Annotated in this window: 12 protein-coding genes; 3 read left to right on the forward strand and 9 right to left on the reverse strand. The window is 60.8% G+C overall.

Annotated features, from left to right (window positions below):
• Positions 1 to 102: 102 nt before the first annotated feature.
• The 4 genes from HFK74_RS11815 to HFK74_RS11830 all read right to left on the reverse strand — a co-directional run bounded on the left by HFK74_RS11815 (position 103) and on the right by HFK74_RS11830 (position 4037).
• Positions 103 to 1545, reverse strand: a complete 1443-nt coding sequence (locus HFK74_RS11815) for a mechanosensitive ion channel family protein (RefSeq protein ID WP_180203650.1) — start codon at positions 1543 to 1545, stop codon at positions 103 to 105.
• A gap of 175 nt (positions 1546 to 1720) precedes the next feature.
• Positions 1721 to 2341: an isochorismate family cysteine hydrolase YcaC gene (ycaC, locus tag HFK74_RS11820; RefSeq protein WP_180203651.1), complete on the reverse strand. Its 621-nt coding sequence runs from the start codon at positions 2339 to 2341 to the stop codon at positions 1721 to 1723.
• 53 nt (positions 2342 to 2394) lie between these two features.
• Positions 2395 to 3078: an isochorismatase family protein gene (locus HFK74_RS11825; protein ID WP_180203652.1), complete on the reverse strand. Its 684-nt coding sequence runs from the start codon at positions 3076 to 3078 to the stop codon at positions 2395 to 2397.
• 92 nt (positions 3079 to 3170) lie between these two features.
• A complete protein-coding gene (locus tag HFK74_RS11830; protein WP_180203653.1) occupies positions 3171 to 4037 on the reverse strand; it encodes a pirin family protein in 867 nt (288 codons plus the stop codon).
• A 104-nt stretch (positions 4038 to 4141) separates the two neighbouring features.
• On the opposite strand from HFK74_RS11830, the gene HFK74_RS11835 reads away from it, so the two are divergent.
• The 3 genes from HFK74_RS11835 to dkgB all read left to right on the forward strand — a co-directional run bounded on the left by HFK74_RS11835 (position 4142) and on the right by dkgB (position 6734).
• On the forward strand, positions 4142 to 5050 hold the full coding sequence (locus HFK74_RS11835) for a LysR substrate-binding domain-containing protein (RefSeq protein WP_180203654.1): 909 nt from the start codon (positions 4142 to 4144) through the stop codon (positions 5048 to 5050).
• Positions 5051 to 5165: 115 nt separating this feature from the next.
• Positions 5166 to 5705: a PaaI family thioesterase gene (locus HFK74_RS11840; protein WP_180203655.1), complete on the forward strand. Its 540-nt coding sequence runs from the start codon at positions 5166 to 5168 to the stop codon at positions 5703 to 5705.
• 225 nt (positions 5706 to 5930) lie between these two features.
• Positions 5931 to 6734: a 2,5-didehydrogluconate reductase DkgB gene (dkgB, locus tag HFK74_RS11845; RefSeq protein WP_180203656.1), complete on the forward strand. Its 804-nt coding sequence runs from the start codon at positions 5931 to 5933 to the stop codon at positions 6732 to 6734.
• A gap of 17 nt (positions 6735 to 6751) precedes the next feature.
• Here dkgB and HFK74_RS11850 read toward each other — a convergent pair whose 3' ends face one another.
• From HFK74_RS11850 to HFK74_RS11870, 5 genes are all read right to left on the reverse strand, one after another.
• A complete protein-coding gene (locus HFK74_RS11850) occupies positions 6752 to 9967 on the reverse strand; it encodes a transporter substrate-binding domain-containing protein (RefSeq protein WP_180203657.1) in 3216 nt (1071 codons plus the stop codon).
• Positions 9968 to 10594, reverse strand: coding sequence for a response regulator transcription factor (locus HFK74_RS11855; RefSeq protein WP_180203658.1), 627 nt, complete (start codon positions 10592 to 10594; stop codon positions 9968 to 9970). It lies immediately after the preceding gene.
• Positions 10595 to 10697: 103 nt separating this feature from the next.
• On the reverse strand, positions 10698 to 11111 hold the full coding sequence (locus HFK74_RS11860; RefSeq protein WP_180203659.1) for a response regulator: 414 nt from the start codon (positions 11109 to 11111) through the stop codon (positions 10698 to 10700).
• A 141-nt stretch (positions 11112 to 11252) separates the two neighbouring features.
• Entirely contained in the window at positions 11253 to 13970 is a 2718-nt protein-coding gene (gene mgtA / locus HFK74_RS11865; protein ID WP_180203660.1) for a magnesium-translocating P-type ATPase, read from the reverse strand.
• Positions 13971 to 14209: 239 nt separating this feature from the next.
• On the reverse strand, positions 14210 to 15544 hold the full coding sequence (locus tag HFK74_RS11870; RefSeq protein WP_180203661.1) for a lysine N(6)-hydroxylase/L-ornithine N(5)-oxygenase family protein: 1335 nt from the start codon (positions 15542 to 15544) through the stop codon (positions 14210 to 14212).
• Positions 15545 to 15646: the final 102 nt, after the last annotated feature.

The raw sequence follows: 15646 nt of genomic DNA on the forward strand, positions 1-15646 counted from the left end.
AAGTGGGTGTGTCACTACGTTAGCCCCCGGGGCGGCGCGCACAAATAGCCAATCCGGCAGAAGTCGAGGAGGCCAATGGCCCGCGTAGGGGCCATCCTCCCGTCACACCCGACTGCGCAGCCAGTGCAAGAACCCTTTCTTCGGCTCAATGACGGGCACATCGGCGATCAGCGACTTTGCCTTGTTCAGGCGGAAATCCAGCAAGGTCTTCATCGCATCGTTGATGTCCTGGCGGGCATCCAGGCAGGGCTTGAGGTACTGCTTTTCGATGCGATAAAGCGTGCACGGGGTTTTCGCGGTGAACTGGGCGGGTAGCGCGCTGTCGGTCAGGATGCCGGCCTCGCCGATCACCTCCCCCGGCCCCATGCGCCCGGATTCGATGGGCGTGCCGTGACGGTTGAGCGTGACCGAGACCACCCCGGACTCGATGATGAACAAGTGATCGCTGACCTCCCCCGCCTCCAGTATCGTCTCGTCGGTGCGGAAGGATTGCAGGGACATGTTCTGGCTGAAGGTTTCTTTCTCATCGTGGCGCAGGGTGGAGAACAGCGGTGAGCTGTCGAGCAGCGCCCGTGGCCGTGTGAGGTCGCTGGACGGGTTGGGTTCGACGCTAGACAGCAAATGGATCCCGGATGCGCGCAAATGCCGGTACGCCAGATCGAACAGCTGATTGCGTACCGAGCGCTTTTCGCTCATCGAGGCGACAAACCCGCTGATTTCGTATTCGTTGCCGGCAGGGCTGGAGCTTTTGAGCGCTACTTTGCCGCCAGGTGAGGTCAACAAGGTCCGGCAGCCCTGCATCGCACGTTCAAGGGCATCAATCACGGTTTGCGGGCGAACATGGGGGCTGACCTGCAAGCTGATCGAAAGGCCGAACATATCGCTGGGCCGGCTGAAGTTGGTGATCTTGGCCTTGGCCGCCAGCGAGTTTGGGATCACGATCATGCTGCCCTGGGAGGTCTGCAAGCGCGTGGCCCGCCAATCGATATCGATGACCCGGCCTTCGGTGCCGTCGATGGCGATCCAGTCATCCAGTTGATAGGGTTTGGTGGTGTTCAGCACGATCCCGGAAAACACATCGCTGAGGGTGCTTTGCAAGGCCAGGCCGACGATGATCGCCAAGGCGCCGGACGTGGCCAGTACGCCCTTGACTGGCAGATTGAGTACGTAAGCCAGGGCGGCGATGACCGCGATCAGGAAAATCACGGCACCGAGCAAGTCCTGCAGCAGTCGCCCAGTGTGCCCCACCCGCTGCATCATGCCCGCACCGATCAGCACGGTCAGGGTACGCGCAGCGAACAGCCACCAGCCGATCTGCAACCCGGTGGCCGCCAGATGCAACGGCACGTTGTCGTCCCAGGGCGCGGGTTCCAGCGGGTTCATGCCTTCGTTGAACAGCACCAGGCTGAACAGCGAGAAAATCACCACCCGCACAAGCAGTTTCACGTTGTGGCCACGGGTACCGATCAAGCGCCACAACACCAGATCGGTCAGGATCAGGACCAAGGCGCAAACCAGCGGGTGTTCGGTCAGTAACGACAGCATCAAGCAGCTCCGGCACGGGACAATGTGCGAAAGATCGCACACATTGGCCAGAGTGTAGTAGGAGCGAGCTTGCTCGCGAAGAACCAGAGGGCGACGGGTTCATCCAGACAGCACGCGTTATCGTTGACGACCATCGCGAGCAGGCTCGCTCCTACAGGGGGCGATGCGTGCCGGGTTACTTGGTCAGGGTGCTGTAGCTGGTCATCAGGTTGCGGTAGTCCGGGATGTGGTTGGAGAACAGCGTGCCCAGGCCTTCGACGTCGTTGCGCCAGTCGCGGTGCAGCTCGCAGGCAAGGCCGAACCAGGTCATCAGCTGCGCGCCAGCAGTGGACATGCGATTCCACGCCGATTCACGGGTCAGCTCGTTGAACGTACCGGAAGCATCGGTGACGACAAAGACATCGAAGCCTTCGGCCAGCGCCGAGAGTGCCGGAAACGCTACACAGACTTCAGTGACCACGCCGGCGATGATCAATTGCTTCTTGCCGGTGGCCTTGATCGCCTTGACGAAGTCTTCGTTGTCCCAGGCATTGATCTGGCCGGGGCGTGCAATGTACGGGGCATCCGGGAACTGTGCCTTGAGCTCCGGCACCAGCGGGCCGTTGGGGCCGGTTTCGAAACTGGTGGTGAGGATAGTCGGCAGCTTGAAGTACGTGGCCAGGTCGGCCAGGGCCAGCACGTTGTTCTTGAACCGGTCCGGGTCGATGTCGCGCACCAGCGACAGCAGGCCTGTCTGATGATCCACCAACAGTACGGCGGCGTTGTCCTTGTCGAGACGCTTGTAGGAAGTTGTCATGGCAGTAGTCCTCGCGTGTTATCGATGCCGAAAAGTCGGCGTGGGTGTCCCGGTTAGCGCTGCGAATCCAGCACTTCATGTTCGTTCGCCACTTGTTGAGCCTTGAGGTAGCTCTCGATCAACAATTGATAATGCGGCATGGCCTGGGCATAGACAGCGGCCCACTGCTCGGCGTCCGGACGGTTCCACGAGCCTTGCAGCTCTGAGAGCGTAGCCATGATGTCGATCGGCACCACCCCGGCCTGGGCCAGGCGGGCAACTGTCAGATCAGTGGCCAACTTGGAGTGGTTGCCCGAGGCATCGACCACGGCAAACACCTTGTAGCCTTCATGCACCGCCGCAATGGACGGAAACGCCAGGCAAACGCTGGTCAGGGTGCCGGCGATCACCAGGGTTTTCTTGCCGGTGGCTTTTACCGCCGCGTGAAACTGCGGGTTGTCCCAGGCATTGATTTCGCCCTTGCGCGCCACGTATTGGGCATGGGGTGCCGCCTCGTGGATTTCCGGAATCAGCGGCCCGTTCGGCCCTTGCGGCACGGAAGCGGTGGTGATCACCGGCATCTTCAGCAAGGTGGCCGCCTTGGCCAGGGCGATGGCGTTGGCGCGCAGTTGCGGTACATCCATGTCCTTGACGATCTGGAACAGCCCACTCTGGTGATCGATCAACAGCATGGCGCTGTCATTGGGGTCGATCGTCGGTTTCTGGCCATTGAAGTTGGCCGCATTGACGGTGTTCATCAGTGTTTCCTCTTTTGACAGGCAACAGCCCTCCCTGGCCTGGGAACCGGCCTACTCATCCTGTGTAGAGCGGGGTGTCGGGGCGAAGCGGATTAACCGTGCATCTGGCCGAAGCGACCGGACTGGAAGTCGGCGAACGCCTGGTGGATTTCCTGCTCGGTGTTCATCACGAACGGACCGTGGCCGACGATCGGCTCGTCGATCGGTTCGCCACTGAGCAGCAGCACCACCGCGTCCTCGCTGGCCTGGAGGGTCATCTGATCGCCCTTGCGATCGAACAAGGCCAACTGCCCTTGACGCACCGACTCCAGGCCGTTGACCTCGATCGTGCCGCGCAACACCACCAGTGCGGTGTTGCGTCCTTCATGCAGATCCAGCGTGAGCAACTTGCCGGCATTCAGGCGCAGGTCCCAGACGTCGATTGGGGTAAAGGTGCGCGACGGCCCTTTGTGGCCTTCAAATTCACCGGCGATCAAGCGCAAGCTGCCGGCGTTGTTCTTCAGGGCAATGCTCGGGATGTCGCCATCGAGAATCGTCTGGTAACCGGCGTCGGCCATTTTGTCCTTGGCCGGCAGGTTGACCCACAACTGCACCATTTCCAGGGTGCCGCCGCTCTTGGCGAAACCTTCGGAGTGAAACTCTTCATGGAGAATCCCCGAGGCCGCGGTCATCCACTGCACGTCGCCGGGGCCGATCTTGCCGCCACTGCCGGTGGAGTCGCGGTGTTCCAGTTCGCCCTTGTAAACGATAGTCACGGTTTCGAACCCCCGGTGCGGATGCTGACCAACGCCACGTCGCGCGGTGGTCGGGGTGAACTCGGTAGGGCCGGCATGATCCAGCAGCAGGAACGGGCTGATGTGCTTGCCCAGGTTGTCGTAGGAAAACAGCGTGCGAACCGGAAAGCCGTCGCCGACCCAATGGGCCCGCGGGCTGGTGTAGATACCGATGATGTTTTTCATGGTGTCTCCTGATGAGGTGGGTGAAGCCATGGACAGAGCTTAAAACCGTGACCTTTGCTGCGCTAGACTGCAAAAATCAGCTTTAGCGTTCTATCTGGAGAACGATGGTGGAAGACCTCAACACCCTCTACTACTTCACCCAAGTGGTGGAACATCAGGGTTTCGCCGCGGCCGGGCGGGCCCTGGACATGCCCAAGTCCAAGCTCAGCCGACGCATTGCCGAACTCGAAGAACGCCTCGGCGTAAGGTTGCTGCATCGCAGCAGCCGGCATTGTTCGCTGACTGAAATCGGCCAGGCTTATTACCAGCGTTGCCTGGCGATGCGGGTGGAGGCGGAAAGCGCCGCCGAACTGATCGAACGCAACCGCTCCGAACCCCAGGGCGTGGTGCGTATCAGTTGTCCAACGGCGTTGCTCAATTCCTGGGTCGGGCCGATGCTGACCCGCTACCTGCTCAAATATCCGCTGGTGGAGTTGTTCATCGAGAGTACAAACCGGCGGGTCGATCTGATCCACGAAGGATTCGATATCGCTTTGCGCGTGCGTTTTCCGCCGCTGGAAAACACCGACATGGTGATGAAGGTGCTGGGTAACAGCACCCAGAGCGTGGTGGGCAGTCCGACCTTTTTGTCACATCTGTCGACCCCCGCCTCCCCGGCTGACCTCAGTGGCTTGCCGAGCCTGCACTGGGGGGCGGTACAGCGCGAGTACCAGTGGGAATTATTTGGCGTCGATGGCAGCAGTGCGATGATCAGGCACGCGCCGCGGATGGTCACCGATGACCTGTTGGCCTTGCGCCACGCGGCGGTAGCCGGCATCGGGATTGTCCACCTGCCCAGCGTGGTGGTGCGCGATGAGATCGCCGCCGGCCAGCTGGTCGAACTGGTGCCGGGCTGGGCGCCAAGAAGTGGCGTTATCCATGCGATCTTCCCGTCACGCCGTGGCCTGCTGCCGTCGGTGCGGACCTTGATCGACTTTCTTGGCGAGGAGTTCAGCCGCAGTGATATTGCCTGAGGGTAGCTGCAAGCTTTCAGCGGCAAGCTGGTTTGAGGGGTAGCGCAGATTTTACTTTGGGCATAACATGCTGAAAAATTACAATCATAATATTTTCTCAGCTGAGGACCTGTACATGCAAAGCCCAAACCGTGAGGCCACGCTCGCTCAATGGATCGCCCAGGAACAGGCCATGCGCGCCCGCCTGGCCGGGCCTGGCAGTTTGTCCCTGGCCGAAGTCAGCGCCCTGTCGCCCGCCGAGTTTTTCGAGGGCATCGGCAACGGTGAACTGCCCTCGCCGCCCATTGGGGCCCTGATGGATTTCATCCCTATTGAATGGTCCGCCGGGCTGTTCGTCTTTCAGGGCACGCCGGATGCGCGGCATTACAATCCGCTGGGCACCGTGCACGGCGGTTATGCCGCGACCCTGCTGGATTCGTGCATGGGTTGCGCGGTCCATACGCAACTGAAGAAAGGCCAGGGTTATACGACGCTGGATCTGCGCATCAGTTATGTCCGGGCCCTGAACAACGCCAGCGGACCGGTGCGGGCCGAGGGCAAGATCGTGCATCTGGGGCGTTCGACGGCGCTCGCCGAGGGGCGGATTTATGATGTGGATGGGCGGTTGTATGCGACGGGGACGACGACTTGCATGATTCTTGAGGCGCGGGGGTAGGACCATAGATCGAGTCGCGGCCTTCGCGGGCAAGCCTCGCTCCTACAGGTTATCGTGACCTTGTAGGAGCGTGGCTTGCCCGCGAAGGCGTCAGAACAGTCAATTTATCACCCTGCTCCTATTCATGACTTGCGGTAAACATTGCTTTGCCCATCCAGCGGTTTTTCTCACGGATGCAGGCGCGGATACTCGCGGCCATTCCCACTGCAACCTCTGGAGTCATTCATGTCTATCCCCGCTTTCGGCTTGGGTACGTTTCGCTTGCAAGGCCAGGTGGTCATCGATTCGGTGAGCACCGCCCTGGAACTGGGTTACCGGGTCATCGACACCGCGCAGATCTACGAAAACGAAGCCGACGTCGGCCAGGCCATCGCCGCCAGCGGCGTTGCCCGTGAAAACCTGTTCATCACCAGCAAGATCTGGATCGCCAACTTCGCCAAGGATCGCCTGATCGACAGCCTCAGGGAGAGCCTGCACAAACTGCAGACTGACTACCTGGACCTGACCCTGATCCACTGGCCGTCGCCGGAAGACCAGGTGCCGGTCGAGGAATTCATGGGGGCCTTGCTCGAAGCCAAACAGCTGGGCCTGACCCGGAAGATCGGTGTCTCCAACTTCACTATCGACCTGATGAAACAGGCGATAGCCTCCGTCGGCGCCGAGAACATCGCCACCAACCAGATCGAACTGCACCCCTACCTGCAAAACCGCCAGGTCGTCGAGTTCGCGCAAAGCCAGGGCATCCACATCACCTCGTACATGACCCTGGCCTACGGTGAAGTGCTCAAGGATGCGGTGATTGCGCAGATCGCCGATCGCCTTCAGGCGACCCCGGCACAAGTCACCCTGGCCTGGGCCCTGCAACTGGGCTATGGCGTGATTCCTTCGTCGACCAAACGCGCCAACCTCGCCGGCAACCTCAAGGCCAGCGCCATCACGTTGAGCGATGCCGACATGGCATCGATCGCCAGCCTGGATCGCGGCCATCGCCTGACCAGCCCCAAGGGCCTTGCGCCAGCCTGGGATTAAACCGCCAGGATCAAGCCTCAGCCCTGTTCTAACGTTTTTTCCAGGCGCGTCATGGCCCTGTACAACTGATCGACGGCGGCGTCGATCAGTGAGGCATCGCCTTCGGCGCAGGCATGCTCCAGTTGTTCGCAACACGCCACCAGCGCCTGCGCCCGGACCATTTGCGCCCCACCCCTGATGCGGTGCGCCAGGTCTTTCAAGCCATGGCGATTACCGCTGGCATGTTCTTGCAGCAGACGTTCACGATCTTCGCGGTTGGTCACGGCCAGATCCTGCAGCAGTTGCACGATCAGTTTACTGTCGGCCCCCGTGTAGCGTTGCAACCCACTCAGATCGATTTCGGTGATGGGCGGCGCTTCGGGCATGCCTGCCGATTCGCCGGGAAATCTGCTGGCCAACCATACGCTCAGGTCGACCAATCGAATGGGTTTGAACAGACAATCGTCCATGCCCGCTTCAATACAACGCCGTTTCTCCTCGGGTTGCGCGCTGGCGGTGAAGCCCAGGATCAAGGTTGGTGGCCCCACCTGGAAGCGCTCCTCATCGCGGATCGCACCCGCCAGCTCATAACCGCTGACCACTGGCATGTTGCAGTCGGTGACGACCAGATCACAGACGTGTTCGCGCCATTGCTCGAAACCTTGCTGGCCATCCTCCGCGAGCAGCACCTGGTGCCCGAGGTAACTCAGTTGCCGCGAAAGAAGCAGCCGGTTGGCCGGGTAATCATCCACCACCAGAATGGTCAAAGGGCGGGTCCTTGCCAGCGCTTCACTCGGCACCCTTTCAGCGGCGGGCAACGTCGGCAATGCCAGCAGTTCAAGACTGATGTCCAGGCGGGTGCCGTGCCCCAGGACGCTGGCGAGTTGCAAGCGCCCCCCCATCATTTCGCACAGCGTGCGGCTGATCACCAGCCCCAGGCCGGAGCCCTGCCTGCCTGAGCCCTGACGATTGCCGGCTTGCACGAACGGGCTGAACAGGCGTTGCTGGTCAAAAGTACTGATACCGCTGCCGCTGTCCTCGATACACACACTGACCGCGAGACGGTCCGGCGACGCGGGCACAACCCGCAATCTCAGGCTGACCTCGCCTTTGTGGGTGAACTTGATGGCATTGCTCAGCAGGTTGGACAGCACCTGCTTGAAACGCGTGGGATCGATCAACACATCGCGGTCGCTGTGTTCGTCCAGGTCGATGCGCCACTGCAGGTTTTTCTGCCGGGCCAGGCCTTCGAAGACCCGGCACACCGACACCACCAGCGCCTGCAGATTGGCCCGCTCCGGCATCAGCGACAAATGCCCGGACTCGATACGGGCAATGTCCAGGATGTCGCCGATCAAGGCCAGCAACTGTTGCCCGGCATTTGACGCCACCTCGATGGCCGCACGGTCGGTAACGCCCTGTTCGGCGCTTTTAAGAGCCAGCTCAAGCATGCCGATCAGGGCATTCATCGGCGTGCGGATCTCATGGCTCATGGTCGCCAGGAACGTGGTCTTGGCCCGGTTGGCATCGTCGGCGGCGTCCTTGGCCTCCTGCAATCGGGCAAGCCATTGCTGGCGCTGGCGGATCTGCCGGCGCTGCCAGGCGATCCAGGCCAGGGCGAGCAGAAGCAAAGTGCCGGCGGCGGCGAACGCCTGGAAAATCGTCTGTCGATGACGCAACCAATAACTCTGCTCCACCATCAGGTCATTGCGCCACGGCATTATCAGGTCGTCGATTTCTTCGGGAGGGATACTGAGCAAGGCCTTGTCCAGGATCGAATGCAACTCGGTGTCGTCGCGACCGGTCGCCAGGGTACTGCGCGCGGGATCGATGCCCACCGTGCTGGTGACCTGGAGGCGATCACGGTACTGCCGGGATATCAGGTAGCGGGCGCTGATCAACGAGTTGATGCCACCTTGCGCCTTGCCTTGGGCAACCATTTCCATGGCGTCGGCCGACAGTGGCGCATCGACAAAACCGATCGACGGAAAGTGTTGGCGAATGAACTCGCCAGCGATATTGCCCTCGGTCAGCGCCAGGTTTTTTCCAGCCAGATCATCCAGGGTCCTGGGGCTGTCCGGCGCCAGGCGCGTCACCAACACCGAGGGGCTGGTCAGGAATGGCCGGGTAAACAACAAGTCTTCCTCACGCCGGGAACTCAGGCCGATGCCGGCCAGCACATCGACCTGGCCGCTCTTGATCGCCTGCAGCATCCCGGCCACTGAGCGCATGCCCCGGATGTCGAATTGCAGGCCAGTACGCAGGCTGATTTTCGCCAACACATCGACACCGATGCCGCGGAACCTGCCTTCACTGTCCATGAAGGTGATCGGCGGGATGTTCTCGTTGATCGCCACACTCACGCGTGGGTGGCGGTCGAGCCAACGTTGCTCGGCCACGCTCAATTGCAGTGACTGGGTGCCCGGCATGGACACCCCGCTCGCTCCCCAGCGGCGCAGGATGTTCATCTGTTCATTGGCCGTTATCGCCGCCAGGGCCTTGTTGACAATGCGCTGCAGCGCCGGGTTGTCGCGGGCCATGGCAAAGGCGAAGCGCCCCGATTCCATGGGCGAGAAATCCGCCAGCTGAACGTTGTTCAGGTAGTTTTTGCTGATCAGGTAATGGGCGCTGATGGCATCGCCCAGGTAAACATCCGCCTGGCCGAAGGCGACTGCGCCAACCGCTGCCAGTGTCGAGGGGAAAAGCTGGAGCCGGGCCTGGGGATAGAACTGCTGCACGTTTTGTTCAGGCAAGTAGTGATAGAGCGTTGCCAGGCGCTTGCCGGCCAGTGTCGGGTCGAGTACCTGGGGTGAATCAATGCGGGTCACCAATACCGGCTGATCCACTGCATAGGCGTGGGACATTTGTAATTGGCGGTCCTGGGACTCGAAGCTGTTGGACGTTCCCAGCAGGTCTGCCGCCCCTTGCTTGACGGCTCGAACGGCATCTTCGCGGGATGAGTAGCGTCGCACTTCGATCTCCACTCGCAGCAGTTGCCGCAGCAGATCGGCGTAGTCAGCCGTCACCCCCTCGAGCGCGTGATCGGTGGTGATGTCGAAAGGTGGATAATCCGGCGCTGAAACGGCGAGCACCAAACGGGCTTTTTGTTGCAGCCAGCGCGAATCGGCTGCCGACAACGACAGCACCTGGCCGTCCACGCTGGAGCGGCCCAGTAACGTCAATACTTGCGGCTGCGCAAAGACACTCGATGCCCCCAGGCAAAGCGCCAACAGCAGATATCGAATAGTGTTCATTCAGATCAGGTGATGACGCTGGGCAAGATCGCGCAGATGCACCGACGACTTCACGTTGAGTTTTTCAGTCAGGCGGGTTTTGTAGGTGCTGACGGTCTTGTGGCTCACGTGCAGGATTTCGGCGATTTCCTTGTTGCTCGTGCCCCGGGCCAGGTGCAGGAAGATGGACAACTCGCGGTCCGAAAGGCTGTTGATCAACTGCTTTTCACTGCGTAGTACCTGGTTTGCCGACACCGAGCTCGAAGGCAGCCGGGTGAAATAGGTGTAGCCGGCCATCACGGCATGCACGGCTTTGTGCAAATGCTGCAGATCGTTGGTCTTCGCCACGTAGGCCACGGCACCGGCACGCATGCAACGATCCTGGAAAAACGCCGGTTCCTGGGCCGTGAACACCACCACACGACAGTGCGCCTCTTCCATCTGGATCCGTGCCAGTACATCCAGGCCGTCGAGCTTCGGGATGTTGAGGTCCAGCACCACCAGTTCCGGTTTATGCTCGCGGATCATCGACAGGACTTCATTACCGCAGGCCGCTTCAAAGATACGTTTGTATCCCTCCAGCTTGAGCACGATTTTGACTGCACCGCGAATCACCGGATGATCGTCCACAACCAGCGCGCACTTCATGGCAACTCCCTATGCATAAACACGACATTCGGACACTGACGGCCCATGGGCAAGAACCCGCACATAGCTGCGCATAGACTCTTGCACGTAAAACCCGATTGAACTACCTGACAGAAATGACAGTGCCGACGAACGGTTGGGGTCGATCGATGATCGCCATCAATCGCTGGATCGTCGCCAGATCCGGCAGCAAGGCGTGGCTCACCTGCACCTTGTGCCGCTCGCATGCCGCAATGACGGGGAGTTGCGCGCGCTGGCCGTCGAAGATCAGCGCGTGCGCCAGCTGCCCGTTGTCGAGACAGAAATCCAGCAGGTTCAGCTTGCCGTGCCCAAGGCCAGCATTGATGACCAGCAGATCGAATGGCTCGCAGCCATATTCGACCAGGTTCAGAAGCTCCTCGAGGCTTTGCACCGGAGCCACCCGAAAATAATCGAGCTGGTTGAACAACCGCTCGATTTTCATCCGGTTGAAGTGTTGATTGTCAGCGATCAGGATGCGTAAGGACTTGCTGGGCAACGTGGCCCCCCGGGTCAAATTGATGAGGGGGCAAGGCTACGGAAGACCTACCGCGCATTCTGTAGGAAAAATCCGAAATACCGCCGGCTAAGTCTGACGCGGATCATTTTCCACGCCTGCGTGGGAAATGATCCCTACCGGCTATTGCCAGCCAAACCGACGAATGTAGAACCCTTTCACCGCCTGGGTCAGGCCCATGTAAGCCAGCAGGATGACCGGCAGGAACAGGAAGTACAGCGACGGCAACGCCTGCAGCTTGAAGTAGTGCGCCAACGGCCCCATCGGCAGGAAAATCCCCACGGCCATGATGACCCCGGTCATCACCATCAGCGGCATCGCCGCACGGCTCTGCAGGAACGGGATCTTCGGCGTACGGATCAGGTGCACGATCAGTGTCTGGGTCAGCAACCCGACCACGAACCAGCCGGACTGGAACAGGGTTTGTTGAGCTGGAGTATTGGCGTCGAACACGTACCACATCAGCCCGAACGTGCTGATATCGAAGATCGAGCTGATCGGCCCGAAAAACAGCATGAACCGACCGACATCCGCCGGCTGCCAGCGTTGCGGTTGCCTGAGCATTTGCTCATCGACGTTATCGAATGCAATGGCGGTCTGCGAAATGTCGTAGAGCAGGTTCTGCACCAGCAGGTGCATCGGCAGCATCGGCAGGAATGGAATGAACGCACTGGCCACCAGCACCGAGAACACATTGCCGAAGTTGGAACTGGCGGTCATCTTGATGTACTTGAGCATGTTGGCGAAGGTCCGCCGCCCTTCCAGCACGCCCTCCTCCAGCACCATCAGGCTTTTTTCCAGGAGGATGATGTCGGCCGCTTCCTTGGCGATGTCGACGGCGCTGTCCACGGAAATCCCGATATCGGCGGTGCGCAGGGCCGCAGCGTCGTTGATGCCGTCGCCCATGAACCCGACCACATGGCCATTGCCCTTGAGCAGGCGCACGATGCGTTCCTTGTGCGACGGCGTCAGTCTGGCGAAGACGTTCGCGCGCTCCACGGCTACCGCCAGTTCGGCGTCACTCATGCGTTCGACGTCGTTGCCCAGCAGCAGGCACTGTTGCTCCAGGCCGACTTCGCGGCAGATCTTCGCCGTCACCAGTTCGTTATCGCCGGTAAGCACTTTCACCGCCACGCCATGGGCCGCCAGCGCCCGGAGCGCCGGTGCCGTGCTGTCTTTCGGCGGATCAAGGAACGCCACGTAGCCGATCAGCGTCAGCGCCTGTTCATCCGCAAGACTGAAAGTGTCACGCCCCTCGAGCATCGGCCGTGCCGCCACCGCGACAACCCGCAGCCCTTCGCCGTTGAACGCCGCTGTGACCTGGCGGATCCGTGCCAGCAGCGCTTCGCTCAACCCTTCATCGACCACGCCGTGGCGCACCCGGGTGCAGACCGCCAGCACTTCCTCTACGGCGCCTTTGCAGATCAGCAAATGCGGTTGATCACCCGCGCCGACCACCACCGACATGCGCCGCCGGGTGAAGTCGAACGGGATCTCGTCGACCTTGCGATACGCCGTGCCGACCTTCAGTTGCCGGTGAATTTCCACATGCTCGAGCACCGCCACATCCAGCAGGTTTTTCAGGCCGGTCTGGTAGTAGCTGTTGAGGTAAGCCATTTCCAGTACGTCGTCGCTATCATTGCCCCACACATCGATGCTACGTGCCAGGAAGATCTTGTCCTGGGTCAGTGTGCCGGTCTTGTCGGTGCACAGCACATCCATCGCGCCGAAGTTCTGGATGGCGTCCAGGCGTTTGACGATGACTTTTTTGCGCGACAGGAATACCGCCCCCTTGGCCAGGGTCGAGGTGACGATCATCGGCAGCATTTCCGGGGTCAGGCCGACGGCAATCGACAGTGCGAACAGCAACGCTTGCGTCCAGTCGCCCTTGGTGAAGCCGTTGATGAACAAGACCAGCGGCGCCATGACGAACATGAACCGGATCAACAACCAGCTGACGTTGTTGACCCCGGTCTGGAACGAGGTCGGTGCGCGGTCGGTGGCGCCAACCCGTTGCGCCAGTGCACCGAAATAGGTGCTGTTGCCAGTAGTGAGGATCAGCGCCATGGCCGTACCGGACACCACGTTGGTGCCCATGAACAGAATGTTGTCCAGGTCCAGTGGGTTGACCGTGTCGTTGTCGCGCTGACGCGGGAATTTTTCGACCGGCATCGATTCGCCGGTCATGGCCGCCTGGCTGACGAACAGGTCCTTGGCACTGAGCACCCGGCAATCGGCGGGAATCATGTCGCCGGCCGACAACAGGATCAGGTCCCCCGGCACCAGTTGCCTGATCGGCAATTCGACGCGCTGCGCGCCCTTATTTTCCGAGTCTCGACGCAGCACCGTCGCGGTGTTGCTGACCATCGCCTGGAGCGCGTCGGCGGCTTGGTTGGCCTTGCTTTCCTGCCAGAAGCGCAACAGGGTCGAGAGCACCACCATGGAAAAAATCACGATCGCGGCCTTCATGTCTTCGGTCAGCCAGGAGATGACCGCCAGCAATGTCAGCAGCAGGTTGAACGGGTTCCTGTAGCAGTGCCACAGGTGCGTCCACCACGGCAACGGCTGTTCGTGCTCGACTTCGTTGAGCCCCCATTGCCCGCGCAATGTTTGGGCTTGAAGTTCACTCAAGCCGTCGGTGTGACTGCCCAGGGCGTCCAGCAACGGGCCGCTGTCACTGGACGCGGCGCGGACCAGGGTGTGCGCGAGGGTCGGCGGCACCTCGCGGCTGACCGTGGTGTCGGTGAAATTTTCCAGCAGCGCCAAGCGACGGAAATGTCGGGCGATGTGGCGGGTGCGCAGGAATCCGGCGAAGAATTCCTTGAGCAGGGTCAGGTTCATGGCAGCGCCCCCAGAGTCAGCCTCGTTTCTGGAGAGTAAACGCGCCGTTGGGGAACATTGGGGGAATCGCAGGGTTCTTCAGGCAGGGTTCAGGAATCAAGCTTTGTGGTGTTCTTCGGGGCCTCTTCGCTGGCAAGCCAGCTCCTACAGTGGATTTTCGCCGCGACGTGATCCCCTGTAGGAGCTGGCTTGTCGGGTCGCCGCATCGCAGCGAAGGCGGCCTCAAAGCCGCCGAAGATTTAGCTGGCTGCCGCCAGGAGCAAATCCGCCATCGAGCGATGCCCGCGCTTCTTGCCATGGTCATACAACGACCCGGCGATCTCGTCCGCGCGAATCGGCAGGATCGACAGCAGCGTGTCGCTCAAGCCATGGCTGGCCTGGCAGAAGCCCTGCATATAGATGCCGGCCTTGCAGCGCTCATCGGTGATCAATTTGTAGTTGCGATCCACCTCGAAATCACCCAGGTACTGCTCCAGCGGGGCCAGCAGCTTGCGGTGCATCTGCCGCTCGTAACCGGTGGCCAGCACCACGGCGTCGTAGTGACGGACCGTAACTTCGCCGGTGGCGTTGTTGCGCACCGCCAGTTCGATGCCGCGCTCGGTGGCGCTGGCGCTTTCAATGGTGGTCAGGGTACGGAACGCATGGCGAGCGATGCCCGAGACTTTCTGCCGGTAGAAAATGCCGTAGATGCGCTCGATCAGGTCGATGTCCACCACCGAATAGTTGGTGTTGTGGTATTCGTTGACCAGGCGCTCACGTTCGCTGCTTACCTGCTGGAACACCAGGTCGGTGAACTCCGGCGAGAACACTTCGTTGACGAACGGGCTGTCGTCCGCCGGTTTCAGGGCAGAACCGCGCAGGATCATGTCCACCTGCACCGAGGGGAAACTGTCGTTGAGGTCGATGAAGGCTTCGGCAGCGCTCTGCCCGCCACCGATGATCGCGATGCTCATCGGCTGGTTGTTCACGCACGGCTGCTTGGCCATCTGCGCCAGGTACTGCGAATGGTGGAACACCCGATTGTCGCCCTTGAGCGCCTTGAACGCCTCGGGGATTCGCGGCGTGCCGCCCGCGCTGACCACCACCGAACGGGTGGTTCGCACATGTTGATGCCCAGTGCTGTCGCGAGAAATCACCCGCAGCGCTTCGACCTGCTGGTTGTGCAGCACCGGCTCGATGGTCAGCACTTCTTCGCCATAACGGCTCTGTTTATCGAACTGCGCGGCCACCCAGCGCAGGTAGTCGTTGTACTCCATGCGGCATGGATAGAAGGTGCCCAGGTTGATGAAGTCCACCAGGCGACCGTGGGCCTTGAGGTAATTGACGAACGAATAAGGGCTGGTCGGATTGCGCAGGGTCACCAGGTCCTTGAGGAAGGAAATCTGCAGCTCGCTCTGGGTCGACAGGGTGTTGCCATGCCAGCTGTAGTTGGCTTGCTTGTCGAGAAACAGCACATCCAGTTCGCCCTGGCTCGGCCCGCGTTCTTGCAGGGCGATGGCCAGTGCCAGGTTCGAAGGGCCGAAACCGACGCCGATCAGGTCGTGAACGATGGGCGATGCAATTGCCTGTGTCATTTCCAGTGTCCTCTGGATGAACCCCGAGCGGCGGGGAGATAAGCCTAAGTGACCTGGCCGGCCTTGAGCAGGACAGCAGATCGTCTGTGATTAGGAACGAGG

The sequence above is a fragment of the Pseudomonas sp. SbOxS1 genome (genome assembly GCF_013416725.1).
Classification (GTDB): Bacteria; Pseudomonadota; Gammaproteobacteria; order Pseudomonadales; family Pseudomonadaceae; genus Aquipseudomonas.

Bases quoted from the DNA above. Each gene is read 5' to 3' on its own strand.
- ycaC (WP_180203651.1), bottom strand. From the start codon at position 2,341: ATGACAACTTCCTACAAGCGTCTCGACAAGGACAACGCCGCCGTACTG.
- HFK74_RS11850 (WP_180203657.1), bottom strand. From the start codon at position 9,967: ATGAACACTATTCGATATCTGCTGTTGGCGCTTTGCCTGGGGGCATCG.
- HFK74_RS11870 (WP_180203661.1), bottom strand. From the start codon at position 15,544: ATGACACAGGCAATTGCATCGCCCATCGTTCACGACCTGATCGGCGTC.
- HFK74_RS11855 (WP_180203658.1), bottom strand. From the start codon at position 10,594: ATGAAGTGCGCGCTGGTTGTGGACGATCATCCGGTGATTCGCGGTGCA.
- HFK74_RS11840 (WP_180203655.1), top strand. From the start codon at position 5,166: ATGCAAAGCCCAAACCGTGAGGCCACGCTCGCTCAATGGATCGCCCAG.
- HFK74_RS11830 (WP_180203653.1), bottom strand. From the start codon at position 4,037: ATGAAAAACATCATCGGTATCTACACCAGCCCGCGGGCCCATTGGGTC.
- mgtA (WP_180203660.1), bottom strand. From the start codon at position 13,970: ATGAACCTGACCCTGCTCAAGGAATTCTTCGCCGGATTCCTGCGCACC.
- HFK74_RS11815 (WP_180203650.1), bottom strand. From the start codon at position 1,545: ATGCTGTCGTTACTGACCGAACACCCGCTGGTTTGCGCCTTGGTCCTG.
- HFK74_RS11835 (WP_180203654.1), top strand. From the start codon at position 4,142: ATGGTGGAAGACCTCAACACCCTCTACTACTTCACCCAAGTGGTGGAA.
- HFK74_RS11825 (WP_180203652.1), bottom strand. From the start codon at position 3,078: ATGAACACCGTCAATGCGGCCAACTTCAATGGCCAGAAACCGACGATC.
- dkgB (WP_180203656.1), top strand. From the start codon at position 5,931: ATGTCTATCCCCGCTTTCGGCTTGGGTACGTTTCGCTTGCAAGGCCAG.